Origin of the sequence: Xenorhabdus bovienii SS-2004 (assembly GCF_000027225.1) — a bacterium.
Classification (GTDB): Bacteria; Pseudomonadota; Gammaproteobacteria; order Enterobacterales; family Enterobacteriaceae; genus Xenorhabdus; species Xenorhabdus bovienii_C.
Genome location: NC_013892.1, coordinates 3,579,365 through 3,603,559 on the forward strand (window position 1 = coordinate 3,579,365; position 24,195 = coordinate 3,603,559).

General features: G+C 45.6%; 18 protein-coding genes and 1 riboswitch. Of the genes, 12 read left to right on the forward strand and 6 right to left on the reverse strand.

Features of this window, described 5'->3' with window-relative positions; all coding sequences use genetic code 11:
* Positions 1 to 165 precede the first annotated feature (165 nt).
* Positions 166 to 819, forward strand: a complete 654-nt coding sequence (gene can, locus XBJ1_RS15725; RefSeq protein ID WP_012990013.1) for a carbonate dehydratase — start codon at positions 166 to 168, stop codon at positions 817 to 819.
* Between the two features lie 76 nt (positions 820 to 895).
* Here the strand turns inward: can and hpt are convergent, their stop codons facing one another.
* The 5 genes from hpt to thiB form a co-directional block, all read right to left on the reverse strand.
* Positions 896 to 1,441 carry a hypoxanthine phosphoribosyltransferase gene (gene hpt / locus XBJ1_RS15730; RefSeq protein WP_012990014.1) on the reverse strand — a complete coding sequence of 182 codons (546 nt, stop codon included), beginning with the start codon at positions 1,439 to 1,441 and terminating at the stop codon, positions 896 to 898.
* Positions 1,442 to 2,133: 692 nt separating this feature from the next.
* Positions 2,134 to 2,475, reverse strand: a complete 342-nt coding sequence (locus tag XBJ1_RS15735; protein ID WP_232503288.1) for a DUF3761 domain-containing protein — start codon at positions 2,473 to 2,475, stop codon at positions 2,134 to 2,136.
* A 321-nt stretch (positions 2,476 to 2,796) separates the two neighbouring features.
* Positions 2,797 to 3,492, reverse strand: a complete 696-nt coding sequence (gene thiQ / locus XBJ1_RS15740) for a thiamine ABC transporter ATP-binding protein ThiQ (protein ID WP_012990017.1) — start codon at positions 3,490 to 3,492, stop codon at positions 2,797 to 2,799.
* The gene (thiP, locus tag XBJ1_RS15745; RefSeq protein WP_012990018.1) at positions 3,485 to 5,089 is read right to left on the reverse strand and encodes a thiamine/thiamine pyrophosphate ABC transporter permease ThiP; all 1,605 of its coding nucleotides are present in this window, start codon (positions 5,087 to 5,089) and stop codon (positions 3,485 to 3,487) included. The genes thiQ and thiP overlap by 8 nt, the downstream gene beginning before the upstream one ends.
* Positions 5,065 to 6,078: a thiamine ABC transporter substrate binding subunit gene (gene thiB / locus XBJ1_RS15750; protein WP_012990019.1), complete on the reverse strand. Its 1,014-nt coding sequence runs from the start codon at positions 6,076 to 6,078 to the stop codon at positions 5,065 to 5,067. Before thiB ends, thiP begins: the two co-directional genes overlap by 25 nt.
* 73 nt (positions 6,079 to 6,151) lie before the next feature.
* A riboswitch (TPP riboswitch) is annotated at positions 6,152 to 6,255 on the reverse strand.
* A 116-nt stretch (positions 6,256 to 6,371) separates the two neighbouring features.
* Here thiB and rppH point away from each other — a divergent pair.
* The 4 genes from rppH to thyA all read left to right on the forward strand — a co-directional run bounded on the left by rppH (position 6,372) and on the right by thyA (position 10,969).
* Positions 6,372 to 6,902, forward strand: coding sequence for an RNA pyrophosphohydrolase (gene rppH, locus XBJ1_RS15755; protein WP_012990020.1), 531 nt, complete (start codon positions 6,372 to 6,374; stop codon positions 6,900 to 6,902).
* A 9-nt stretch (positions 6,903 to 6,911) separates the two neighbouring features.
* A complete protein-coding gene (gene ptsP, locus XBJ1_RS15760; RefSeq protein ID WP_012990021.1) occupies positions 6,912 to 9,158 on the forward strand; it encodes a phosphoenolpyruvate--protein phosphotransferase in 2,247 nt (748 codons plus the stop codon).
* 141 nt (positions 9,159 to 9,299) lie between these two features.
* Positions 9,300 to 10,178, forward strand: coding sequence for a prolipoprotein diacylglyceryl transferase (gene lgt, locus XBJ1_RS15765; protein ID WP_012990022.1), 879 nt, complete (start codon positions 9,300 to 9,302; stop codon positions 10,176 to 10,178).
* Positions 10,175 to 10,969, forward strand: a complete 795-nt coding sequence (gene thyA, locus XBJ1_RS15770) for a thymidylate synthase (RefSeq protein ID WP_012990023.1) — start codon at positions 10,175 to 10,177, stop codon at positions 10,967 to 10,969. The genes lgt and thyA overlap by 4 nt, the downstream gene beginning before the upstream one ends.
* A 155-nt stretch (positions 10,970 to 11,124) precedes the next feature.
* Here the strand turns inward: thyA and XBJ1_RS15775 are convergent, their stop codons facing one another.
* The gene (locus XBJ1_RS15775) at positions 11,125 to 12,162 is read right to left on the reverse strand and encodes an IS630 family transposase (RefSeq protein ID WP_041573280.1); all 1,038 of its coding nucleotides are present in this window, start codon (positions 12,160 to 12,162) and stop codon (positions 11,125 to 11,127) included.
* A 184-nt stretch (positions 12,163 to 12,346) separates the two neighbouring features.
* On the opposite strand from XBJ1_RS15775, the gene XBJ1_RS15780 reads away from it, so the two are divergent.
* The 7 genes from XBJ1_RS15780 to recB are packed head-to-tail and all read left to right on the forward strand — an operon-like array spanning position 12,347 to position 24,190.
* Positions 12,347 to 12,862 carry a prepilin peptidase-dependent protein gene (locus tag XBJ1_RS15780; protein ID WP_012990024.1) on the forward strand — a complete coding sequence of 172 codons (516 nt, stop codon included), beginning with the start codon at positions 12,347 to 12,349 and terminating at the stop codon, positions 12,860 to 12,862.
* Complete coding sequence (locus XBJ1_RS15785; protein WP_012990025.1) at positions 12,859 to 13,470, forward strand: prepilin peptidase-dependent protein; 612 nt, start codon at positions 12,859 to 12,861, stop codon at positions 13,468 to 13,470. The genes XBJ1_RS15780 and XBJ1_RS15785 overlap by 4 nt, the downstream gene beginning before the upstream one ends.
* Positions 13,471 to 13,474: 4 nt before the next feature.
* Entirely contained in the window at positions 13,475 to 13,915 is a 441-nt protein-coding gene (locus XBJ1_RS15790) for a YgdB family protein (RefSeq protein WP_012990026.1), read from the forward strand.
* A complete protein-coding gene (locus XBJ1_RS15795) occupies positions 13,912 to 14,289 on the forward strand; it encodes a prepilin-type N-terminal cleavage/methylation domain-containing protein (RefSeq protein WP_012990027.1) in 378 nt (125 codons plus the stop codon). Before XBJ1_RS15790 ends, XBJ1_RS15795 begins: the two co-directional genes overlap by 4 nt.
* A complete protein-coding gene (recC, locus tag XBJ1_RS15800) occupies positions 14,282 to 17,671 on the forward strand; it encodes an exodeoxyribonuclease V subunit gamma (protein ID WP_012990028.1) in 3,390 nt (1,129 codons plus the stop codon). Before XBJ1_RS15795 ends, recC begins: the two co-directional genes overlap by 8 nt.
* A gap of 19 nt (positions 17,672 to 17,690) precedes the next feature.
* Entirely contained in the window at positions 17,691 to 20,576 is a 2,886-nt protein-coding gene (ptrA, locus tag XBJ1_RS15805; RefSeq protein WP_012990029.1) for a pitrilysin, read from the forward strand.
* The gene (gene recB / locus XBJ1_RS15810) at positions 20,573 to 24,190 is read left to right on the forward strand and encodes an exodeoxyribonuclease V subunit beta (protein ID WP_012990030.1); all 3,618 of its coding nucleotides are present in this window, start codon (positions 20,573 to 20,575) and stop codon (positions 24,188 to 24,190) included. The genes ptrA and recB overlap by 4 nt, the downstream gene beginning before the upstream one ends.
* Positions 24,191 to 24,195 lie beyond the last annotated feature (5 nt).

Sequence of the window (24,195 nt, forward strand, 5' to 3'; positions counted from 1 at the left end):
ATTCTTTGCTATCTTTGAGTGCAAGATGCAAATTATGCCATTATTTTTTCTGCCTTTCTTTGCAACGATAGGGATCAAATAAAAAAACATTGTTCAATTAAATATTAAATTCTCAATTAATGTTGTATATGATCCTATCTCAAAAACGTTGCCAGGCTATTAGTTATGATGAGAAAAATTGAAGAATTGTTTGCCAGGAACAAGCAGTGGTCGCAATCCGTAAACGAAGAAAATCCTCACTTCTTCAAGGAATTGTCAAAAGTACAAAAACCCCATTTTCTGTGGATAGGTTGTTCTGATAGCCGAGTGCCTGCTGAAAAACTGATTGACGCTGCACCCGGCGATCTTTTTGTTCACCGAAACGTCGCTAATCTGGTTATCCATACTGATTTAAACTGCTTATCTGTAGTTCAATACGCCGTTGATGTGTTACAGGTTGAGCACATAATCATCTGTGGTCACTACGGCTGCGGAGGCATAGAAGCGGCGGTAGATGGCACTGAATTAGGCTTAATCAATAACTGGCTGCTCCACATTCGGGACTTGTGGTACAAACACAGCTCCATGCTCGGCGAGTTGCCGCCTAACGATCGACTGAATCGTTTATGTGAGTTGAACGTCATTGAGCAGGTTTATAATCTCGGCCACTCCACCATTATGCAAGCAGCATGGAAACGTGGGCAGAAAGTCATGATCCACGGTTGGGTCTATGGCTTGAAAGATGGCGAACTGCATGATTTAGATGTTACCGCTGACAGCCGTGAAAAACTGGAACTCAATTACCGTCAGGCCATTTCCAAGCTGGCACATAAGAAATAACAGATCCACATAAAAACAAATGGCAGCCTTGTGCTGCCATTTACTCACAGTTCCCTATACGGTTTACCGCAGGAATTTACTCTTCCAGCAGAGTAACATGCCCAATGTAAGGCAAGTGGCGGTAATGCTGAGCATAATCAATGCCATAACCGACCACGAATTTGTCTTCAATCGAATAGCCAATCCACTCAACCGGCACATCGACTTCACGGCGGGAGGGTTTATTCAGTAACGTACAAATCGCCAGAGAATTCGGTTCACGGAGCGCAAAAATCTCACGGATCTTATTCAGTGTATTGCCTGAGTCGATAATATCTTCAACGATCAACACATCTTTGCCACGAATATCTTCATCCAAATCCTTAAGGATTTTCACATCGCGGGTAGAGTTCATCTCATTGCCATAACTGGACGCAGTCATAAAATCCACTTCGTGGGGAACCTGAACTTCACGGCACAGGTCTGCCATGAAGATAAATGACCCCCTCAACAAACCAACCAGCACCAGTTCACGGTCGCTATTGCGATAGTGTTCTGTAATCTGTTGCCCCAATTCAGCAATACGTTGTTTAATCTCTTGTTCGGAGATCATCACTTCTACAATATGTTTTGGTTTACTCATAACTATATATTTTTAAATAAAAATTAAAATAAAATCATGTGTCTTTTTACGAAAAGTGATACACCGATTGATATACCGTCACCACACAAAGACGCACACACAAAAAACATGAGAACAAAATATTTTGCAAAGCATATCAGAATTCACCACCTACAGTAAAAGAAGGGTTGAATCTATGACTACCTACAAACATCGTTGCCAGTGAGTAGATCCGTACACAAAACGTTTTAGCTTTGTGATAGGAGGTTGCGACGCATTTCGTCGGATGGTATTAAAGATTACGGTGACGGATAACCAATTGTGCTACCTCACCAAAATAAATAACGCCATGAATAATTAAATTTTGTGGCTATTATGTAAGAATAGCTGGCAACTGGCTGAATGAATGGGAGAAAGTACCCCCGATGACATTCAATATTTGCTGGAACGCACATGGGATGCCGGCGTGCCCTGTCACTGGGTGAGCGTCGTCTAAGAGTCTGGCTGGAGTCCCGATACCCTGACTTCCGCTGACTGGAAAACACGGTCAGCGGAAAGGACAACAATCGAACAGGTTTTACATTGGTCAGACTGGCGACGACGGCATCAATATCGGGCACAACAATGTCACTGTCGTCGCCGGGAAGATCATTGGCTTACAGAGCAATTACGGCTGTAGTACTAATTAGGTATGATAAAGAATCAACGGAAGTTTATAACCATTTAGCTACACCGCCGTGGCGAGAACATGCACCTTTATGGGTTTTGCTCTTACTATAGGTTCCGTCTTTACAAAGAGCGCTATTAGCCCCTTGCTTTGTGCTTCCAGCTTTTGATTTATTACTGTTGTTTTTCTGTGACGCTTTTTGGTTTTTTGATCCTTTGGTGACTTTCTTTTCTAATGAACTAACGTTGTCTTTAGCCGTTTTGACATTATGTTCTACCGCGGTGGCTGTTTTTGAAGCGTGTTCGAGTGATACTGCCGGCACTGCAAGTGCTGTACTCGAAAACAACACCAGTAATGCCGCAACTGATAACTTTAAGCTTTTCATCATATATGTCCTCTGATTAGAGTGCCTTAACCCGAAACCAACTCTTGCAGTTTGGAGTATAGCTTTGAATGATTTCATTACAAATATAGCATAGGGAATGCTTATATTTTGACTTATGTCTGTTTTATGTTTTTTTATAACAAATTATTGTAGTTTGTAGACATTACGGATATAGAAATCATGACATTTTTTAAATGATTAAGGCTTTATGATGATGAGTTGCTTACTTGGCATAAGATAATAAAAATTGCTGTATCTGAATCAATGGCACTTCAGACAGGGGCATGGTTGCACTGAGCGGCACAGATGGCGTTATTTAACCACTCACCCTATCCCCAAAATCGCCGCCTCAGGCGCTTCCCCATTAACTAACTTCGCCGTTGCACCATCATAATAAATCCGTCCATCCACAATAAGTAAAGAACGCGGTGCTATTTTGGCGGCATCATCAAGATTATGGGATACCATCATTAAAGTGAGCTGGCGCGTATCACAAACTTGTGTCAGTAACTCCAACATCTCATTGCGTAAAGCAGGATCAAGTGCTGAAAATGGTTCATCGAGCAATAATATAGGTTGCTGGCGTACCAGACAGCGTGCCAGTGCTGCGCGTTGGCGCTGGCCGCCGGAAAGCTGAGCTGGCAGGCGGTTAAGATAATCTTGCAGTGATACTTGGGCAGCAATTTGCTGTAGCGTCTTTTGTTGCTCACCCGTTAGCCGTAAGCCGGGATGTAACCCCAGACCGATATTTTGTTCAATGGTTAAGTGGGAAAACAGATTATTTTCCTGAAACAACATTGAGACTGGCCGTTTGGAAGGCGAGGTATGGGCATGATTTTCATCATTTAACCAGATATCGCCACTTTCTGCGGATTGGAACCCCGCCATTAAACTTAACAGCGTACTTTTACCCGCTCCGCTGGGGCCGAGGATTGCAATACGTTCGCCTGCCTCAATATTGACATGGAAATGCATGGCAAGGTGCTCGTAGGTATAAATGACATTTTCGAGTTTAATCATGGCGTCGGCCCGGTAAGCGTTCAAGCACACTGAACAAGATAAAACAGAGAAGCAGCAGCAGGAATGCGGTGACTGCACCGTCTTGACTGCGATATGCCCCGATTTGCTGATAAAGATAGAAAGGCAAGGTGCGGAAATCTTCGTTGCCAAATAACGCGACAACGCCAAAATCCCCAATCGATAAAACACAGGAAAAAGCCAGTGCTTGAGCCAAAGGAATTTTCAGTGCCTTAAGTTCAATCCAGCGTAGTCGGTGAATCCCTTGAATATTAAGAGAACGGCACAGGGGATTGTAACGTTCCGCCAAATCACGCATTGGGTTATCCAATACTTTCAGAGCATATGGGATCGCCATTAATCCATTGGTCAAGATAACTAATCCGTAAGGAGAATGTGGCAAGCCAACGGTGGTGTTCAGCAGAATAAAAAAGCCTGTCGCAAGAACAATACCCGGCATGGCAAGGATTAATAAACCGCTGGTTTCCATTGCCTGTCCCCAGCGGGGAGAGTGGCGCAAGCGTAATTCACGGCTACTCCATAACAGCATTATAGTCAGCATGACACACAGCAAACCTGCTCCCAGAGCGATAACCGCTGAAGTCGTAAAGGCTTGCCACAAAGCTGGCTGGCGCAGAACATTAAGTACAGCACCGTTCAGACCGTCCACAATGACTGCCAGTAATGGTGGGATCAAAAGTAGTAGTGCAATAATAATGAATAGCCCATCACAGCCTTTTTGCAGCCATGAATCCTGCGGATTCCGCCATTTTTGCTGGTGACCGTAACCGACAACGAGTGTGCCTTTGAGTTTTTGGCTGACCAACACCAGACCAAGACAGCAAAATAGTTGGATAAGCGCAAGCAGGGCAGCATGGCCGAGATCGTAGTCATAGTTGAGTGCCTGATAAATGGCTAGCTCTATGGTAGTTGCTGCGGGGCCACCTCCCAGTGCGAGCACGGTGGCAAAACTGGCAAAGCACAGCATGAATATCAGTGCACCGGTCGGCAGAATTTGGCGGCGCAGATAAGGCCATTCTACAAAACGAAAATGTTGCCACTCATTCATGCCAAGCTGCGCTGCGAGTTGCCGCTGCTCTACCGCAATATTTTCCAGCGATTGGAGCAGTAACCGGACTGCCATTGGCATATTGAAAAAAATATGCGCCAGTAGAATCCCTTGCAGCCCGTAAGGCGTAAAACGGTATTCAATACCCATCCATTGGGAAATATTTGCCAACCAGCCGACTCGGCCGTAAACGGTCAGTATGCCAAAGAGGGCAACCAAAACAGGGAGTACCAACGTCATGGCGCATAAGCGCAGAAACAGCATCCTGCCGGGAAAACGACGGCGATAAAGCGCTCTGGCGAGGAAAATCGCTGGCGTCACCGATAACACGGCAGACAGAAAAGCCTGCCAAAAAGTGAATCGAATGACATGCCACAAGTAACTGTCACTTAAGAACCCTTGCCAGTGGTTTTCCGGCGCATTGAACCAAAGCGCTCCAAATGCTGACAGAGCAACCACAAGTAACAGGCCGGAGGCAATCACCCCCGGCAATAACCAACCCGCAATTAACGGCTTACGGCGCTTTGCCATGTACGGATCCACTGATTACGATGTTTGGCCACATCATCTGCGCTGAATTGCAGTGGTTTTGCGGGCACAGAAAGCTGCTTGAAAACCTCAGGCAGAGGAATGTCGATAACCGGATACATCCAGTTAGTCGTCGGAATTGCTTGCTGGAAGGCAGGTGAAATCATGAACTGCATGAATTTCTGCGCCAGTTTAGGTTGCTTACTTGAGACTAACTGAGCGGCGACTTCAATTTGCAGGTAATGGCCTTCGCTGAATATGGCAGCCGCATAGTTATCTTTTTTCTCTGACAGAATGTGATAGGCCGGTGATGTGGTATAGCTGAGTACCATATCTCCTTCACCTTTCAGGAACAATCCATAGGCTTCACTCCAGCCTTTGGTGACAGTCAGCGTTTTTTTGGCAACTTTCGGCCATTCCTGTACCGCTTTATCGCCATAAATATCCTGCATCCAGAGTAACAGCCCCAGGCCAGGGGTGCTGGTGCGCGGATCTTGATAAATAATCTTCCAGTTCTGGTTACTGTTGATTAATTCATCCATACTTTTGGGAGGGTGAGGTAAGGTGTTCTTGTTGTAAACAAAGGCAAAGTAACCGTAATCGTAAGGAATGAAGGTTTTGCTGTTCCATGTGACAGGCAATTTCAGTTTTGAGGTATCAATATGGCTTGGTGTAAACAACCCTGTCTGCTGGGCAGCCTGAATCAAGTTGTTATCCAGCCCTAACACAATGTCTGCTGATGTCTTTTTGCCTTCCATTCTCACGCGGTTCAGCAGGGATACTCCATCTTCCAGGGCGACGAGTTTCAGTTCACAGTTACACTCTGCTTCAAAGGCTTTTTTAATGGCAGGTCCCGGCCCCCATTCAGAAGCAAATGAATCATAAGTGTAAACTGTCAGTGTAGGCTTAGTCTGTGCCGTTTGAGCAAAGACACATGCAGAAATCAATAGCGTACTGATTGTGATAAATCTGGAAAATAAGTTTTTAAACACTTTGCTCTCCTGTTGTGATTAGCAGATAGATAAAGGATTTGAGAAAGTGCTAAATGGAAAATATTTTTATATCAATGATTAGCGTCTCAAAGTCCTACGTCGGTACTAGCCGGATCAGGTTCGACGGGTTTTTCTCAGCAATACGGTTTTACAACAGCAGCACCCCGTTGAGATGGCGGTATTGTAGAGACTTCCGCTACGGCTGCAAAGTCCAATGATATAGGTTTACCGCTTGGGATGAGTGTGAAACAATTAGCTATCTTTTCAAATTTGTTTTATCGAGAGGTAGTCTGGTGATTGATGATGATGGCTACCGCCCGAATGTAGGAATCGTAATTTGTAATCGCCAAGGGCAGGTCCTTTGGGCTCGCCGTTATGGGCAGCATTCCTGGCAGTTTCCTCAGGGGGGTATCAATCCAGGGGAATCACCAGAACAAGCGATGTATCGCGAGTTGTTCGAAGAAGTTGGTTTAAATCGCAAAGATGTACGGGTTCTCACATCTACCCGTAGCTGGCTGCGTTACAAATTACCCAAGCGTTTGGTGCGTTGGGATACAAAGCCCGTTTGTATTGGGCAGAAGCAGCGTTGGTTTTTATTACAGTTGCTTTGTAATGAAGCCGATATTAATGTGCAGCGCAGCAACGCACCCGAGTTTGATGGTTGGCGTTGGGTCAGTTATTGGTATCCTGTCAGGCAGGTGGTTTCTTTTAAACGGGATGTTTATCGCCGCGTAATGAAAGAATTCTCTTCTATTGTGATGCCAGTGCAGGAATCCGCTCCACAGCTACATTCACCTTATTTACATCGTCGCAGAAGAAGTTAGGTAACTGTTATGCTCATGCGCTTACGGGAAATTGTCGAAAAGGTTGCCATGGCAGCTAATTTGTCTGAAGCGCTTGAACTATTGGTTAATGAAACCTGTCTGGCAATGAGCACGGATGTCTGTTCTATCTATCTGGCAGATCATCAGCGGCATTGCTATTACTTGATGGCTACCCGAGGCTTAAAGAAGCCAGAGGAACGAGCGATCAGCCTGGCCTTTGATGAAGGTGTCGTTGGTGTAGTCGGGCGTTTATCTGAATTAATCAACCTCGCCGATGTGCGAGATCACCCCAGTTTTAAATATATCCCCCAAGTAAAAGAAGAAGGTCTGCGGGCTTTTTTGGGCGTACCGATTGTTTATCGTCGTCAGTTGCAAGGTGTACTGGTTGTTCAACAAAATGAACGGCGGCTATTCGATGAAAGTGAAGAGTCTTTTATGGTCACGCTGGCCATGCAATTGGCGGTTATTCTCGCTCAGGCACAAACAAAAGGGCTATTTGGTCAGTATCGTCAGACACGCATTAAGGCGCTTGCCATTTCCAGTGGTATCGTCATGGCTCAGGGTTGGCAAGATGGTTCTCAGCCATCACTTGAACAAGTTTTTGAAGCGTCCACGCTGGAATATCAGGCAGAACGTTCTCGGCTGACCGAAGCCCTTGAGCAGGCAACCGCCGAATGTCGCCGTATCAGTAAGCGTTTTACCTCCAGCTCACAGAAAGAAAGTGCCGCTATTTTTGACCTCTATTCTCATTTGCTGAATGATCCCAAACTCAAGCAGGATCTGTTTTTTTCCGTCGATAACGGGTTTGTGGCGGAGTGGGCAGTTAAAAGCGTTGTCGAAAAATATGCCGAACAGTTTGCCAGCTTGCAAGATCCCTATATGCGGGAGAGAGCTTCTGATTTGCGGGCGCTTGGGCAGCGGGTATTGTTCCATCTGGATGGTTCTTTCACAGGTGATAGCGAATGGCCAGAGCGCTTTATTCTGGTTGCCGATGAACTCAGTGCCAATTTACTGGCTGAAATGCCGCAGGAACAACTGGCTGGTGTGATTGTACGGGATGGTGCAACTCACTCTCATTCCGCAATACTGGTTCGGGCGATGGGAATACCGGCTATCATGGGAGCCGATATCCAGCCTGAATTACTGCATAATCGGATGCTAATCCTTGACGGTTATCGCGGCGAGTTTTTTGTTGAACCAGAACCACTGATTATTCAGGAATACCGACAGATTATTGAAGAAGAGCAGGTTCTCAGCGAATTAGCCGAGGGGGAGCTGAAACAAAAAGCACAACTCAAAAATGGTGAAAGAGTGCTGGTGCAGCTCAACGCAGGATTAAGCTTAAAATACGAGCAACAGATAGGTGGTAGTATTGATGGTATAGGCCTGTATCGTACTGAAATCCCTTTTATGCTGCACCGTGGTTTTCCATCAGAAGATGAGCAGAAAAACCGTTATCAAGAGATGTTGGCGCTTCTCCCAGATAAACCGGTGGTACTACGAACATTGGATATTGGTGCCGATAAACAACTGCCTTATATGCCCATCAGTGAAGAAAACCCCTGTCTTGGCTGGCGAGGAATTCGTATCACGCTGGATCAGCCGGAAATATTCCTGATTCAGCTCAGAGCGATGTTGAAAGCCAATGTGCTGATTGGTAACCTGAAAATATTGCTGCCGATGATCACCAGTATCGAAGAAATTGATGAAGCCAGAAAGTTGATCGATAGGGCGAAAGCTGAAGTTGAACAGACAATCGGCAGTACGATTACCATGCCCCAGATTGGCATTATGGTTGAAGTACCCTCCACCATTTTCTTGTTGCCGCAGTTGAAGAAACGGATTAATTTTATCTCTATTGGCACGAATGACTTAACCCAGTACCTGCTTGCAGTGGATCGCAATAATACACACGTTGCCGCTTTGTATGACAATTTGCACCCTGCGGTCATTAAGGCCTTGAAACTGGCTTTTGATGAGAGCCAGCGTGTTGGTCTTCCCGTGAGTATATGTGGAGAAATGGCGGGTTTGCCGATGGGAGCGTTAATCTTAATTGGCCTTGGTTACCGTAGCCTGAGCATGAGTGGCCGAAGCGTTCCACGCATAAAATATTTACTGCGTCATTTGGATACCAACGATCTTGAGCTGCTTATCAAAGAAATATTGAAAGCAGAAACCAGCCGGCAGGTGAAAGCCCTGTCTACTGAGTTTATGGAGGCCAATGGTCTCGGTGGTTTGGTGCGGGGGGGGATTTAGCTTATCTTGCGTAAATACTGCTCCCGTCTGAAGCAGGACGGCTCTTAATCCATTTTACTGCCTATGCTATTATTTGCGATTATTTGTCTTAAGACATACACATAATATTCATTCACATAACATTACTTTTAGTGGGGAACGATGAGCACTAGCTATCTGGCATTTCCTAATATTGACCCTGTCATATTCTCAATCGGGCCTGTGTCCCTCCACTGGTACGGTTTTATGTATCTGGTTGGTTTTGTTTTTGCCATGTGGCTGGCAAATCGACGTGCAGCAAAACCAAACAGTGGCTGGAATAAAAATGAAGTAGAGAGCTTGCTTTATACAGGGTTTGTCGGGGTGTTCGTCGGTGGACGCCTCGGCTATGTTCTGTTCTACAATCTCCCAATGTTCCTTGATAATCCGTTGTATCTGTTCAAGGTCTGGGATGGAGGCATGTCTTTCCACGGTGGTCTGGTCGGGGTTATATGTGCCATGTTGTGGTTCGCCCGCCGTACTAAACGTCACTTTCTACAGGTTTCTGATTTCGTCGCTCCATTGGTTCCCTTTGGTTTGGGGATGGGACGTATCGGTAACTTTATCAATGGTGAATTGTGGGGGCGTGTTACGCTTGATACACCGTGGGCGATCTTGTTCCCGAGTTCTCGCAGCGAAGATATCGCGCTCGCGACAACCGATCCTTCTCTATGGCCGATTCTGGAAAAGTATGGTGTCCTGCCTCGCCATCCATCACAACTGTATGAAATGGTGCTGGAAGGGATAGTGCTGTTTATCATTCTTAATTTATTTATCCGTAAACCCCGTCCGATGGGAAGTATTTCAGGCCTGTTCCTGATTGGTTACGGAGCCTTCCGCATCATCGTCGAATTTTTCCGCCAACCTGATGCACAGCTCGGGTTGTTTGAGGGGATCAGTATGGGGCAGATCCTTTCCATTCCAATGATTTTAGTAGGAATTTTAATGATAATCTGGGCTTATAAATGCCAGCGCAATAACAAGATACAAGAGGCAAAATGAAACAGTATCTGGATTTAATGAAAAAAGTGCTTGAAGACGGCACGGCAAAAGATGACCGTACAGGTACGGGAACACTCTCGATATTTGGTCATCAGATGCGTTTCAATTTGCAAGATGGTTTCCCATTGGTGACAACCAAACGCTGTCATATTCGCTCCATCATCCATGAACTACTGTGGTTCCTGAATGGTGATACCAATACCCAATATCTGCGTGATAATAATGTGACTATCTGGGATGAATGGGCGGACGAAAATGGCGATCTGGGGCCAGTTTATGGCAAACAATGGCGTGCCTGGAGCTCTGCGGATGGCCGTCAAATCGATCAATTGGCAAAAGTCCTTGAACAGTTGAAAAGTGACCCTGATTCGCGTCGGATTATTGTTTCTGCATGGAACGTCGGGGAGCTGGATAAAATGGCATTAGCGCCCTGCCATGCTTTTTTCCAGTTCTACGTAGCGGAGGGGAAACTGTCCTGCCAGCTTTACCAGCGTTCCTGTGACGTCTTTCTAGGGTTGCCATTCAACATTGCAAGTTATGCTTTACTGGTTCATATGCTGGCTCAGCAATGTGATCTGGAAGTGGGCGATTTTGTCTGGACAGGCGGTGATACCCATCTTTACAGCAACCACTTAGAACAGACCAAACTTCAGTTGAGTCGTGAACCACGAACGTTACCTAAGTTGATCATCAAACGCAAGCCAGCGTCATTATTTGATTATCGGTTCGAAGACTTTGAGATTGTGGATTATGATCCGCATCCGGGTATTAAAGCCCCAGTCGCGATTTAAACCTATACTCAACTCAAAAGATGAAGGGTATCTACCAAATTGTTAAAGAGCGGGTTCAGCCTGCTCTTTTTACATTTATCGGCGGTTGTTCTCAATATAAAAAATAGCGACTTACTATTTCTGCGTACCGCTCCGCAAATAAAATGTATACGCAATTAACTTGAAGATGCGGGTTTTAAAATCTGGAAGTTATCAGTCAACCGAGTGGTGAGTTCTTTCGCTTTTTCTGGCAATGTGACATGAAAAAAGTGGCGCAGCGTTTCACGGAATGTTTTGGTATCCGGAAAATAGACATTGTTTCGTACCTGCTCATTCACATACTTCCATAATCGCTCAATCGGGTTGAGATTAGGGCTGTAAGGCGGCAGGTAGTGCAACTCAATATTCAAAACCTCGGCAAAAAATTGGACGACTCCGGAACGGTGATAACCCGCACCATCCAGAATAATGTGGATTTTTTGCGAAAGTGGATAGGTTTCCCGGATTGAGCCGAAAAAAAGGACGACATTTTTCGCGTTAATCGTCGGATATTCACGAACAATAGTCTCTTCAATCCGTTGTAAATTAAGGGCACCCATGATGTTGAGTCGAGTACGACTGCCTGTGGTTTCAACCACTTTGACGTGCTTCCGCCCGCTCTTCATCCAGCCATAACTTAATTTTGTGGACAGGGTCGGGTGAACCGCATCAATAAATAAAATAGGCGCATTCTGGCCACATTCTTCTTTCAGCGCGTTGTAGGTTTCAATAAACTGTTGCTGTTTATCCGCATCAAATTTATGCGGAGCACCCATTGGCTTCTTGTAGCTGAAACCTTGACGGTGAAGCCATTTCGTCATTCCTGCGACAGTGAAAGTCACCTGCCATCGTGCCCGAACATAGGCCACAATTTGTGCGGTAGTGTGCATCAAATTTGCCATCAGATACTCAACTAATTCTGTTGTTTGTTCGGCAGACAAACGGCTTTCAGAGCCCCCATTTTCAGGGGCGAGTTTTTCCTCAGAGAAGTAATCTTTCAGATGGCGGCTCACCGTACTTTCATGGATCCGCAAAGCCTGAGCAATCATCTGGGCAGTCCAGCCTTCTGAGGCCAAAAGCACGGCCTTGATGCGGTCACGTACTCGTCCATCGCGAGTCGTATCATGCATCAATTCGAGGGCGTCTTTTTGGGCATCTGTTAGATTAATTTTCATGGGCGCAATCATGATCTGATACAAATGAAAAATCAAGCATCTTCAATGACGACGGGTATAAACGTCATTTCATCGCTATATTTCCCTCGAAGCGCTTCGCATAAATCAATTAACCGCCTTTTTATCTCCCCATGAATCAAAGATATTCAGTTGCAGGAACACACACCAATACGGCAATAAGACAATGACAACAAAGAATGGAGGAAGTATTAATGGACAGTCTGGATTTACACTACTGGAATTACTGATAGCTATGGCCTTAATTTCAATTAGCCTATCATGGGGGTTATATCATTGGGGGCAATATCAAAACCGCCTGCGTTTACAGTCAGCAGTACAGAATGTATTGTCTTTTATGGAAAGGCAACAAGGGTTGGCAAATTATATGAATCAGGAGCGTACATTGTGGCTGGTAATAGGGCAAACGTGGTGTCTGATTTCTTCGGTATCCAGGATATCTGATTGCCGCGAGGGGGAGGGAGAGCGAGTCAACTCACCTTATGACGATGTATTTTTGGCATCAGCAACCAGTGATCGCGTTGATTTTTATGGTGTCAGAAACACCGCTATGCCAGCCAGTTTTGTGCTGGCAAATTCAGCAGGAGAGATTAGCGTCGTGATTTCAGGACGTGGAAGAATCAGAACATGCAGCAATAATATTAGCCAACTTCCTAATTGTGAGGGAATAAAAGGTTCATGACATTGGTTATACCCCTTTTAAAGAGAAAACAGACCGGATTCTCCTTACTTGAAGTCATGGTTGCCATGTTGATCAGTAGTGTGATTTTTATCGCCATGACAAAAACTTATCCGGTTTTATCAGGTCAGATCCTCGAACTATACCGGAAATATCGCCTCCATTATCTGGTAAATAGAACTATTTATATGATGGAAAAAGATCTCAGGCGTGCGGGTTATTGTCGGGACAGAAAACAATGTGAAGGTGAGCCATTACTGATTAACAATAAAAATACAGAAGCTGCTGATTCCTGTTTTATTGTTGCTTTTGACCTTAATTTAAATAACCAATGGGAAAAACCCGATCATATTGAATCGGAGTTTTTTGGTTATCGATTAAATAATCATGCCCTCGAATGGAAAAGAGGCGTGGAGAATTGTCAGGGAAATGGTTGGGAAAGATTGTTTGATCCAACGGAGGTTATGGTTGATATTTTTCACCTTGAAAAATTACAGGCAAAAAATGGGCTGACTTTTATTACGTTGTCCATTAATACCCGCTGGCTTAAATCTCCGTCCATTATATATCGTCACCAAATGACAGTTCGCCTACGTAATATAAGGAAATAATCGGGTGGATGGGCAGCGGGGCAATATTTTGCTGGTATCGATACTCATGTTAATGGCACTGAGCTTAATGATGTTGAAAGCACTCCATTATCAACAAGAGAGTGCCATGCTCATGATGATGGATGAGAAAAAGTACCTGAACGCTTTTCAGCGGGCAGAATCATCGCTGGAATGGGGAAAGGTGCAGTCATGGCAATTTAATATGCAGGAAAAGGAAAACTGGTTTTGCCAGCAACAGCCGGAATTTCATTTGCAAAGCTGCCTTAAACACTATGCGGATAATCTTTTTCTATTAAAGGGGGTGGCTCAGTTCGCGTCAGGGGAAACTCTTGAACTTTATCAATGGATGAAACAGATGAAAAAAGCAAATAGAGATACACTTATTCCTATTGAAAGTGGTTGGCTGGATTTCTGCCCTGTTCCGCAGGCTGAATTTTGTTTATGAAACGATTCCATCTCCATCGACACAAGCGGCAAAATGGTATGAGTTTGCCGGAAGTTATGTTGGCATCTGTCGTGTTTGCGATCTCTTTGTTGGGCTTAATGCGTTACCATCAGGCACTGTCATCAAATTTTCAGCAGTACTGGTTGCAGCTTAAGGCGGTAAGATTGGCGCATGACCAATTGGAACAATACGAGCGGTTGGAAGGGCAGATGGTGTTGGAGGAAACTGAATCACAGCAAGGGTGGAAAATCGAACTTCAACGGGAATTTCGTTCTTTGGGATGCTATCAAGTCACTGTTCATGTGACAAAAAGTTATAATCAATCTAATAAATTAGATCGCTGGTTTTGTGCAAGTGGGAGTATTGATGTTTAGAGTTTATCATTCAAATCAACTCGATATTCTTAAGGAGTTGATGGCAATATTTATCGGGGAAAATCCCCTTACCAACCCATTTGGCAAAGAAGTGGTTCTAGTGCAAAGCCCCGGCATGTCACAGTGGCTGCAAATCCAACTGGCAGAAAAACTGGGAGTTGCCGCGAACATGGAATTTCCACTGCCGGCTACTTTTATCTGGCAGATGTTTACGCAGGTATTACCTGATGTTCCTAAAGATGGCTCATTCAGTAAGGATGCCATGAAATGGAAATTGATGACGCTGTTACCCGGCTTGTTGACAGAGCCTGATTTTTCATCTCTCAGGCACTATCTCGACCAAGATATCGATAAACGTAAGATCCACCAGCTGGCAGGCCGAGTTGCCGATTTGTTTGACCAATATCTGGTTTATCGCCCCCAATGGCTGGAAAGCTGGGAAAGCGATCAGTCAATTGATGGATTAAGTGATACCCAAGCTTGGCAAAAAAGATTATGGCTTGAACTGACAGAATATACTCGTCAGCTAGAACAACCACTGTGGCACCGCGCTAACTTATATCATAGATTTATTTCAACTTTGCAAGAAGGTCGTTTTCCACTGGAAAAGCTGCCTGCACGGGTATTTATCTGTGGGATATCTACGTTACCTCCTGCTTATCTGCAAATATTTAAGGCATTGGGGCAACATATCGATATTCACCTGATGTTCACTAATCCCTGCCTGTACTATTGGGGGGATATCCAGAGTTATGCCTTTCTGGCCAAGTTAAATAGCCGTAAACCAAAACATTATCAAAGCCAGCAGTCATTGGAACGATTTAGAGATCCGGAAAATGCGTCATCTCTTTTCAATGATGAGGGAGAGCAGAGCCTGAACAATCCCTTGTTGGCGTCATGGGGGAAATTAGGCAGGGATAACCTCTACCTGCTATCGCAGTTGGAACCTGACTCTGATGTTCATGCTTTTGTTGAACTGGAGCCGAGTTGTATCCTGCATCAAATCCAGCGGGATATGCTGAATCTTGAAGATCACGCTCAAATTGGCTCCACGGAACACTCTTTCAAAAATAGCCTAAAAAAACGTCAGATTGATGGTAAAGACCGCTCGCTATCTTTTCATTCATGTCATAGCCCCCAGAGAGAGGTGGAAGTTTTGCAGGATCAGATCCTGCGTCTTTTGGATGATGATCCCTCACTGACACCACGAGACATTATCGTGATGATGGCGGATATCGACAGTTATACTCCCTATATTCAGGCGGTTTTCGGCAATGCACCGGAGGAGCGCTATATCCCCTTTGCGATTTCTGATCGTAAAGCCCGTCAGGCTCACCCCGTTTTGCAGGCTTTTATTACCTTACTAGAGCTGCCGCAGAGTCGTTTTACGGCGGAGCAGGTACTGGCATTACTGGAAGTGCCTGCATTGGCCAGCAAATTTGCCATTCAGGAAGACGGATTGCGTCTGTTACGACGCTGGGTGAAAGAATCAGGGATTTGCTGGGGGTTGGATGACGACAACATAGAAGCACTGTCGTTGCCTGCTACCGGACAGAACACGTGGCGTTTTGGTTTAACACGTATGCTATTGGGGTATGCTATGGACAGCCATGCAGGCCCATGGAATGACGTTTTGCCTTATGATGAATCCAGTGGTCTTGCCGCAGAACTGGCGGGACAACTGGCGGAATTTTTAATGGAGCTGAACCGCTGGCGTAAAATTCTGAGTGAAGATCAGAGGCTGTCGGGTTGGCTGGCAGTATGTCCGCAGCTGTTGGAAACTTTCTTTGATGCGGATGAGGAAACAGAACTGGTATTGGCATTGATCACTCAGCAGTGGCAGAAAGTCATTGATAATGGTCTGAATGCTCATTACAGCGAGAGTGTCCCTTTGGTGCTGTTGCGTGATGAATTGGTGCTGCGTTTTGATGATGAGAAGATCAGTCAGCGTTTTCTCGCTGGTTCGTTGAACTTCTGTACTCTTATGCCCATGCGTTCCATTCCTTTTAAAGTTGTCTGCCTGCTGGGAATGAATGATGGCGTTTATCCACGAACTATTCCGCCACTCGGGTTCGATCTGATGGCAGAAAAAAGCCAGCGGGGAGATAGGAAGCGTCGCGATGATGACCGTTATCTTTTTCTGGAAGCCCTGATTTCGGCAGAAACGTGCCTTTATATTAGTTATATCGGTAAATCAATTCGTGATGATACAGAGTGTAATCCTTCTGTACTGGTCAGTGAGTTACTGGATTATGTCTGCCAGAGCTGTTGCTTGCCGGGAGATGAGATGCTGAATGTTGATGACAGCGCAAGAAAAGTTAGAAATCACCTGCTGTTACAGCATACTCGTGTTCCTTTTGCGATGGAAAACTTCGTGCCTGATCATTATCAGCAAAGTTATGCCGCAGAATGGTTGCCGGCAGCCAGTCAGCAAGGTGCTTCCCCCATCGATTTTTGCCAGCCGGTTGAGTTTGAGACCAGTGAGATAAAGGAAGTGGCACTCGATGAACTGATCCGTTTTTACCGTTACCCCGTCAGGGCATTTTTTCAGCGTCGGCTGAAAGTGCATTTCATCATTGAAGAGACGGAACTGCCTGAAGAAGAACCTTTCGTACTCGATCATCTGCAACGTTATCAATTTAACCAATTGTTGTTGAGTATCTTGCTAGAAGAAGGATCACCTGAATCTCTGTTTTATCATCTCCGCGCATCGGGAGGTTTGCCACATGGGGCGTTTGGTGAGGTTTACTGGCTGAATCAATTAGAAGCTATGCAGCCACTGGCAAATAAGATTCGGGAAGAGAGAACGGAGTCTTCTTTCATAGAGTTACACCATGAGTTAGATACTGTGGTATTGACTGGAAAAATCCATCAGGTGCAGCCCGATGGAATTTTACGTTGGCGTCCAGCGAACTTAATGGCTAATGATGGTATCCAACTATGGATTGAACATCTTGCCTATTGTTTTTCAGGCAACAATGGTGAGAGCCGAATGTATGGAAGGGAAAACAGCGAGTGGCGTTTTTCACCATTGACATCGGATGAGGCAAAAAAATACCTGAATCAGATGGTTGCTGGTTATTTTCAGGGCATGTCTGAACCACTCCCTTTGTTTTGCCGAAGCGGTTGGGCATGGCTGGATGATTGCTTTGACAGAGAGAGCCAGAAAATCAATTTCAGTGAGGAAGCTCAGCAAAAAGCTGAAAACAAACTGATGCAGCAATGGCTGGGAACACAGGGAAAAAGTGGAGAAAGCAGTGATGCTTACGTCCAACGAGCATTTAGGCAAGTTGATCAATTATTTTGGGTGCGTATGAAACGCGAAGTACAGAGTTATTTGTTGCCTATGGCTTGTCATTTAAGTCGTTCTTCATCTAAATAAATAGGGAAAATATTGGGTTATGCCTAAATATATTATTCGCATCATGACGATGCTTTTTCTGCTCTTTTGGGGAACCACAGCGTATGCAAAGTTGCCTTGGCAGCCTTTGCCTGAAACTATTAATAAAAGTGAACGAGATCTTCGTCAATATAAAGCCATCCAATTACCCAATGGCATGACGGTTTTACTGGTTTCTGATGAGAAGGCCATTAAATCATTGGCTGCCATTTCAGTTCCGGTTGGCCATATGGAAAATCCTGATAACCAGCTTGGTCTGGCTCATTATTTGGAGCATATGGTGCTCATGGGCTCCAAGCGATACCCTCAATCTGGGGGGTTCACCGAGTTTTTGCAGAAGCACGGTGGAAGTCACAATGCCAGCACTTCAAGCAATCGTACCGCATTTTATCTGGAAGTTGAGAATGGTTCACTGACAGAAGCGACAGAACGCCTTAGCGATGCTCTTGCTGAACCGCTTCTTGATCCGGTTAACGCCGATCGTGAGCGTCATGCCATTGATAACGAAATGACCATTGCCCGTGCTGGTGAGGGTCATCGCATATGGCAGGTCCGCTCTGAAACGCTCAATCCTGCGCATCCCAATGCCCGTTTTGGTGGTGGAAACCTTGAAACGCTGAAAGATAAGCCCGACAGTAAATTACAGGCCGCACTCATTGATTTTTACCAGCGCTATTACTCTGCCAATCTGATGAAAGGGGTGTTGTATGGTCAGCAACCGATCGACAAACTGGCTCATATTGCGGTAGAAACCTTTGGCCGGATTCCGAACAGACAGGCTTCAGTCCCCGCTATTACGGTTCCGGCGATAACGGATAAAGAAAAAGGCATCATTATCCATTATGTGCCTTCGAAGCCTTACAAATCGTTACAACTGGAATTCAGCATTGCTGACAACAGCGCGGATTTTCGCAGTAAAACAGATGCCTATCTGGGATATCTGATTGGTAATCGTAGTGCGAACACGCTGTCTGACTGGCTGCAAAAACAGGGATTGGCTGAGGGCATCAGTGCCAGCGCCAGCCCGACGACAGATGGTAACTCAGGAACGTTTGGCATTTATGTCTCATTAACGGACAAAGGGCTTGAGCAGCGTGATCGGGTTATTGCGGCCATCTTCTCTTACATTAATCTGTTAAAGCAAAAGGGCATTGAAAAGAGCTATTTTGATGAAATGGCTAAAGTGCTCAATTTATCATTCGAGTATGCGTCAATCGTGCGGAATATGGGCTACATTCAGTGGTTGTCTGATGTTATGCAGGATATCCCTGTTTCCCATGTACTGGACGCCGGCTATCTTGCGGACGAATACAACCCACAAGCTATCTTCAGCCGTCTGGCTGAACTGACACCTGAAAATGCGCGTATTTGGTTTACTGGCCCGAAAGAGCCACATAACAAGGAAGCTTACTTTGTTCATGCGCCCTATCAGGTCAATAAAATCACACCACAACAGCGGACGGAATGGCGGAAACTCGAAAAAGAGGTTTCGCTCTCCTTGCCAGAACTGAATCCGTATATTCCTGATGATTTATCTTTGATTAAGGCATCAGGCAGTCAAAAACACCCTAAAATGATTTTAGAGCAGCCAAATGTTCGTTTGCTCTATATGCAGAGCCAATATTTTATGGATGAACCCAAGTCCATCATCACATTGAATATGCGTAATGCGGATGGAATGAGTCATGCCAAAGATCAGGTTACTTATTCGTTATTGGCCTATTTGAGTGATATGGGATTGGATCAGCTGGGCTATCAGGCATCTGTAGGTGGCATGGGATTAACATTAGGGTATTCAGAAGGCCTGCAAATTGGGGTGAGTGGTTATACTCAGCACTTGTCTGAACTGTTAACTTCGGCCATCAGCCAGTACATTGCGTTCACACCCACTCAGGAAGAGCTGAATCAGGCAAAATCGCGCTATCGTGACCAAGTGGAAGCCGTCAATAATGGCAAGGCTTATGAAATGGCGACACACCCCGTCTCCCGTCTTTCTCGTGTGCCTTATTTTGAGCAGACTGACCGTTTGAAAGCTTTGGATACCATCACGATTGACGATATTGTTAAATACCGTCAGAGAATGATTCAGCATTCGGCTTTACAGGCGGGAATTTTCGGTAATTTAACAGAAAAGCAGAGTATCGATATCGTTAAGTCGGCACATAAGCAACTCGCGAATCAGGGGACTACGTGGTGGAGTGGCGACCATATCGTGGTTGATCGTGATTATGCGGTGAATTTTAAAGGAACTGCCAGCAGTACCGATAATGCACTGTCTGAAGTCTATATTCCAACGGGATATGACCGAATCAATGGTTATATTTATTCCAACCTGTTAGGGCGTATTTTGTCACCCTGGTTCTTTGAACAACTCAGAACATCGGAACAATTGGGCTATGTTGCTTCTGCTTTCAACACCAGCGTGGGTGAACAATCGGGATTGGGCTTCCTGTTGCAGAGTAACAGCAAGCAACCCGATTACCTGCATCAACGCTATCAGAGCTTTTATCAACAGGCCGCAAAAAAATTACAGGCAATGCCTGATGCTGATTTTGAACAGTATAAAAAAGCGTTACTGACAGAAATGCGGCAGCCACCAGAAACTTTTTATGCAGAAGCATCCCATTATAATTATGATTTTGGGAGTAATAACTTCAAATTTGATACACACGAAAAAACCATTGCCGCTACGGAGAAAGTGACTAAGGCACAACTAATTGCTTTTTATGATAAAGCGGTGATAAAGCGTCAAGGATTGGCACTGATTTCCCAAATTACCGGTAAAAAAGGGGCAGCTCATCAATATGCTGAGCTGAAAGGCTGGAAAACTTACTCTAACGTGTCAGATTTCCAGAAACAGTTGCCGGTTAAGGTGAATGCTCAGTGAGCACAGAAATACTAAACCATAAACTTAACCCATTAACACTGCCGCTGCATGGTCAGCGGCTGATTGAGGCTTCAGCGGGAACAGGTAAAACCTACACGATAGGTTTGCTCTATCTTCGTCTGTTACTCGGATTAGGCGGTGATGCCGCCTTTTTCCGCCCGCTGAATGTCGAAGAAATCCTTGTTGTCACCTTTACTGAAGCGGCAACGGATGAATTGCGTGGACGTATCCGCGAAAATATCCATCAGCTTCGTTTGGCGTGTATTCGCGAAGGGACGGAGGAAAGTGATCCTGTTTATCAGCAATTGCTGGATCAAATTCCTGACAGAGCAAGTGCTGCCAGTTGGCTTCTGGCTGCTGAACGTCAAATGGACGAAGCGGCAATTTATACTATTCATGGTTTTTGCCAGCGAATGCTGGTGCACAATGCCTTTGAATCCGGTGTTCTGTTTGACCAAACGTTGATTCAGGATGAATACCCGCTACGCAAACAAGGCTGTGCCGATTTTTGGCGGCGTCACTGTTATCCGCTCTCGTTGTCAATGGCGACAGTGATCAATCAAGAATGGAGTGGGCCAGAGGCACTGCTTAAGGATGTTTCCTCTCATCTGCAAGGAGATATGCCTTATATCGTCAATCCGCCTGACAGTGATGAAACCCTGATTGGCCGTCATGAAAAGATCATTAGTCTGATTGATACAGTCAAGCATCGGTGGAGAGATGTAGCACCGGATTTACACGATCTCATTGCCAATTCTGATGTCGATAAGCGTAGTTACAGTAAAAAACACTTACCCAACTGGCTGAACAGTGTTTCTGAATGGGCTGAATCGCAGACCAGAGATTATCAGCTTCCCAAAGAATTGGACAAATTCAGTCAGTCACGATTGGCGGAAAAGACCAAAAAGGGAGAGACTCCTCAGCATCCGGTGTTTACTGCCATCGACGATTTATATCAACAACCGCTAACACTACGGGATATCATCATCTCTAAGGCGATTGTTGAAATACGTCAGTCCGTCAATCAGGAAAAGTTGATGCGCGGACATATGGGATTTGATGACTTATTGACGCGGCTGGACAGCGCCTTACAACGAGAAGGGGGAAAGCAGCTTGCGACGACTATCCGGCAGCGTTATCCCGTTGCCATGATCGATGAGTTTCAGGATACTGACCCGCAGCAATACCGCATTTTTCAAGCCATATATTGTGATCAACCGGAAAATGAGCAGCGGGAAAATGGCTTGATGTTTATCGGCGATCCCAAGCAAGCGATTTATGCGTTCCGTGGTGCGGATATTTTTACCTATATTCGGGCGCGTTCCCAAGTCAGTGCTCATTACACACTGGAAACCAACTGGCGCTCTTCTGTGCCAATGGTGCAAGCCGTCAATAAACTGTTTTCCCACACAGAGCGCCCCTTCCTGTTCAGCCAAATTCCGTTTATTAATGTGAAAGCAGCGGAAAAAAACCATAATCTGAGATTCTTGTTCCACCATCAGGAGCAGGCTGCTTTACAGTTTTGGTTACAGCCCGGAGAGGGGGTTGCCAAAGGGGGATATGAACAGAGCATGGCGCGGCACTGTGCTGCCCAAATTCGGGATTGGTTGCTGGCTGGGCAACAAGGGCAGGCACTTTTGCAGCAGGCAGAAAAAAGCCAGCCCGTCACGGCGGCAGATATTACCGTGCTGGTGCGGAACCGCCGCGAAGCAGCAATGATCCGCGATGAATTGAATGCGCTCAAGATACCGTCGGTGTTTCTTTCCAACCGTGATAGTGTATTTGATACGCCGGAAGCAAAGGATTTGCTTTGGCTGTTACAAGCGGTGCTATCACCGGAGAAGGAACGTGAACTCCGGAGCGCATTGGCCAGTAGTTTGTTTGGCCTGAGTGCACAGCAAATTGATCAGCTGAATCACGATGAAACTGCATGGGATCATCTGGTGGATGAATTTTCCGGTTATGCCCGGTTATGGCGCTCCCGTGGGGTGTTGCCGATGTTGCGGGCGGTCATGGTGAAATACCAGGTTGCAGAAAATCTACTGGCCGGGTATGACGGTGAGCGCCGGCTGACTGATGTCATGCACATTGGCGAGTTGTTGCAGGAAACATCGCTGCAATTGGATAGCGAACATGCAGTAGTTCGCTGGCTGGCACAACAGATTTCCCGTCCTGACCCACAATCAGAAACCCAGCAGATGCGGCTGGAAAGTGATAAACATCTGGTGCAGATATGTACCATCCATAAATCAAAAGGATTGGAATACCCACTGGTTTGTCTGCCATTCATATGTAGTTTCAGGAAACAGGAACAGGCGATTTACCATGATCGTCAGAGTTTTGAGACTCACTTCAGTATCTTCCAGGATGATGAAAAGAAGGCACTGGCAGATGAAGAACGATTGGCAGAAGATTTGCGTCTGCTCTATGTTGCCTTAACACGGTCGATTTATCACTGTAGTGTCGGGGTTGCACCACTGATTCAAGGCAATAAGAAAAAAGCAGGCAATACGGATTTACACTTATCTGCCCTTGGTTATTTGTTGCAGAAAGGGCAGCAAGGTGATGCGCAATTGCTGGCAGATAGCCTCAATGAACTCAGTAATGATGATATTCAGGTCACACTGATGGAGGAAACTGATGATGTGCAGTGGTGTTCGCAAAATAACAATGACTCATTGCTGGCGGCCAGAAAATTCCGGCGTTCCATTCAGGATGATTGGCGGGTAACCAGTTATTCTGGCTTGCAGTATTCCTCTTCGCACTCTATTTCCCATGCTTATACCAGCGCGTTTGGAGAATCGGTGGATGTCATTGTGCAGTCGATTGCCCCGAAACTGGATATTGATGCTCGTGGCGAAAAGCAGGAGGAACCTTCATCGCAGATGACACCACATACTTTTCCTCGCGGGGCATCTGCTGGTACCTTCTTACATAGCATCTTGGAAGATCTCGACTTCAGCGAGCTACCTGAGCAGGTGTGGCTGGCAGAAAAATTAACGGCAGCCGGGTTTGATGAGAACTGGGCGCCAGTATTGCAGCAGTGGATAGCGGATTTTGTTACCGCAGAGCTGGATGAGCAGGGAATACAACTTGCCAATGTTCCTCGTCATCAGCAACAAAGTGAAATGCAATTTTATTTACCTGTCGATAAGCTGCTGCATTCACATGCATTGAGTGCATTGACCCGCCGTTATGATCCGTTGTCTGCACAATGTGCACCTTTATCCTTTCATCAGGTTAAGGGCATGTTGAAAGGGTTTATTGATTTAGTTTTCTGCTGGCAGGGTAAGTTTTATGTGGTGGACTACAAGTCAAACTGGCTGGGGGAGAGCAGTCAGTCATACACTCAGGAAGCCATGGCCAAAGCCATGATAGAACATCGGTACGATTTGCAGTATCAGCTTTATACGTTGGCGTTACATCGTTATTTGCGTCACCGATTGGTGAATTACGATTATCAGCAGCATTTTGGGGGAGTTATCTACCTGTTTCTGCGCGGGATTGATAAGGCTAATCCAGGACATGGTGTTTATCGTTATTTGCCCTCCATTGAATTTGTTGATGAACTGGATAGGCTTTTCAGTGCGGCTGGCGAGGAGCAGGGCGTATGAGTGAC

Excerpts from the sequence above, each read along its gene's own strand:
- recC (WP_012990028.1), top strand. The coding sequence starts at position 14,282 with ATGTTTAGAGTTTATCATTCAAATCAACTCGATATTCTTAAGGAGTTG.
- XBJ1_RS15795 (WP_012990027.1), top strand. The coding sequence starts at position 13,912 with ATGAAACGATTCCATCTCCATCGACACAAGCGGCAAAATGGTATGAGT.
- can (WP_012990013.1), top strand. The coding sequence starts at position 166 with ATGATGAGAAAAATTGAAGAATTGTTTGCCAGGAACAAGCAGTGGTCG.
- XBJ1_RS15785 (WP_012990025.1), top strand. The coding sequence starts at position 12,859 with ATGACATTGGTTATACCCCTTTTAAAGAGAAAACAGACCGGATTCTCC.
- XBJ1_RS15775 (WP_041573280.1), bottom strand. The coding sequence starts at position 12,162 with ATGAAAATTAATCTAACAGATGCCCAAAAAGACGCCCTCGAATTGATG.
- ptrA (WP_012990029.1), top strand. The coding sequence starts at position 17,691 with ATGCCTAAATATATTATTCGCATCATGACGATGCTTTTTCTGCTCTTT.
- thiP (WP_012990018.1), bottom strand. The coding sequence starts at position 5,089 with ATGGCAAAGCGCCGTAAGCCGTTAATTGCGGGTTGGTTATTGCCGGGG.
- hpt (WP_012990014.1), bottom strand. The coding sequence starts at position 1,441 with ATGAGTAAACCAAAACATATTGTAGAAGTGATGATCTCCGAACAAGAG.
- thiQ (WP_012990017.1), bottom strand. The coding sequence starts at position 3,492 with ATGATTAAACTCGAAAATGTCATTTATACCTACGAGCACCTTGCCATG.
- ptsP (WP_012990021.1), top strand. The coding sequence starts at position 6,912 with ATGCTCATGCGCTTACGGGAAATTGTCGAAAAGGTTGCCATGGCAGCT.
- XBJ1_RS15780 (WP_012990024.1), top strand. The coding sequence starts at position 12,347 with ATGACAACAAAGAATGGAGGAAGTATTAATGGACAGTCTGGATTTACA.
- XBJ1_RS15735 (WP_232503288.1), bottom strand. The coding sequence starts at position 2,475 with ATGATGAAAAGCTTAAAGTTATCAGTTGCGGCATTACTGGTGTTGTTT.
- thyA (WP_012990023.1), top strand. The coding sequence starts at position 10,175 with ATGAAACAGTATCTGGATTTAATGAAAAAAGTGCTTGAAGACGGCACG.
- lgt (WP_012990022.1), top strand. The coding sequence starts at position 9,300 with ATGAGCACTAGCTATCTGGCATTTCCTAATATTGACCCTGTCATATTC.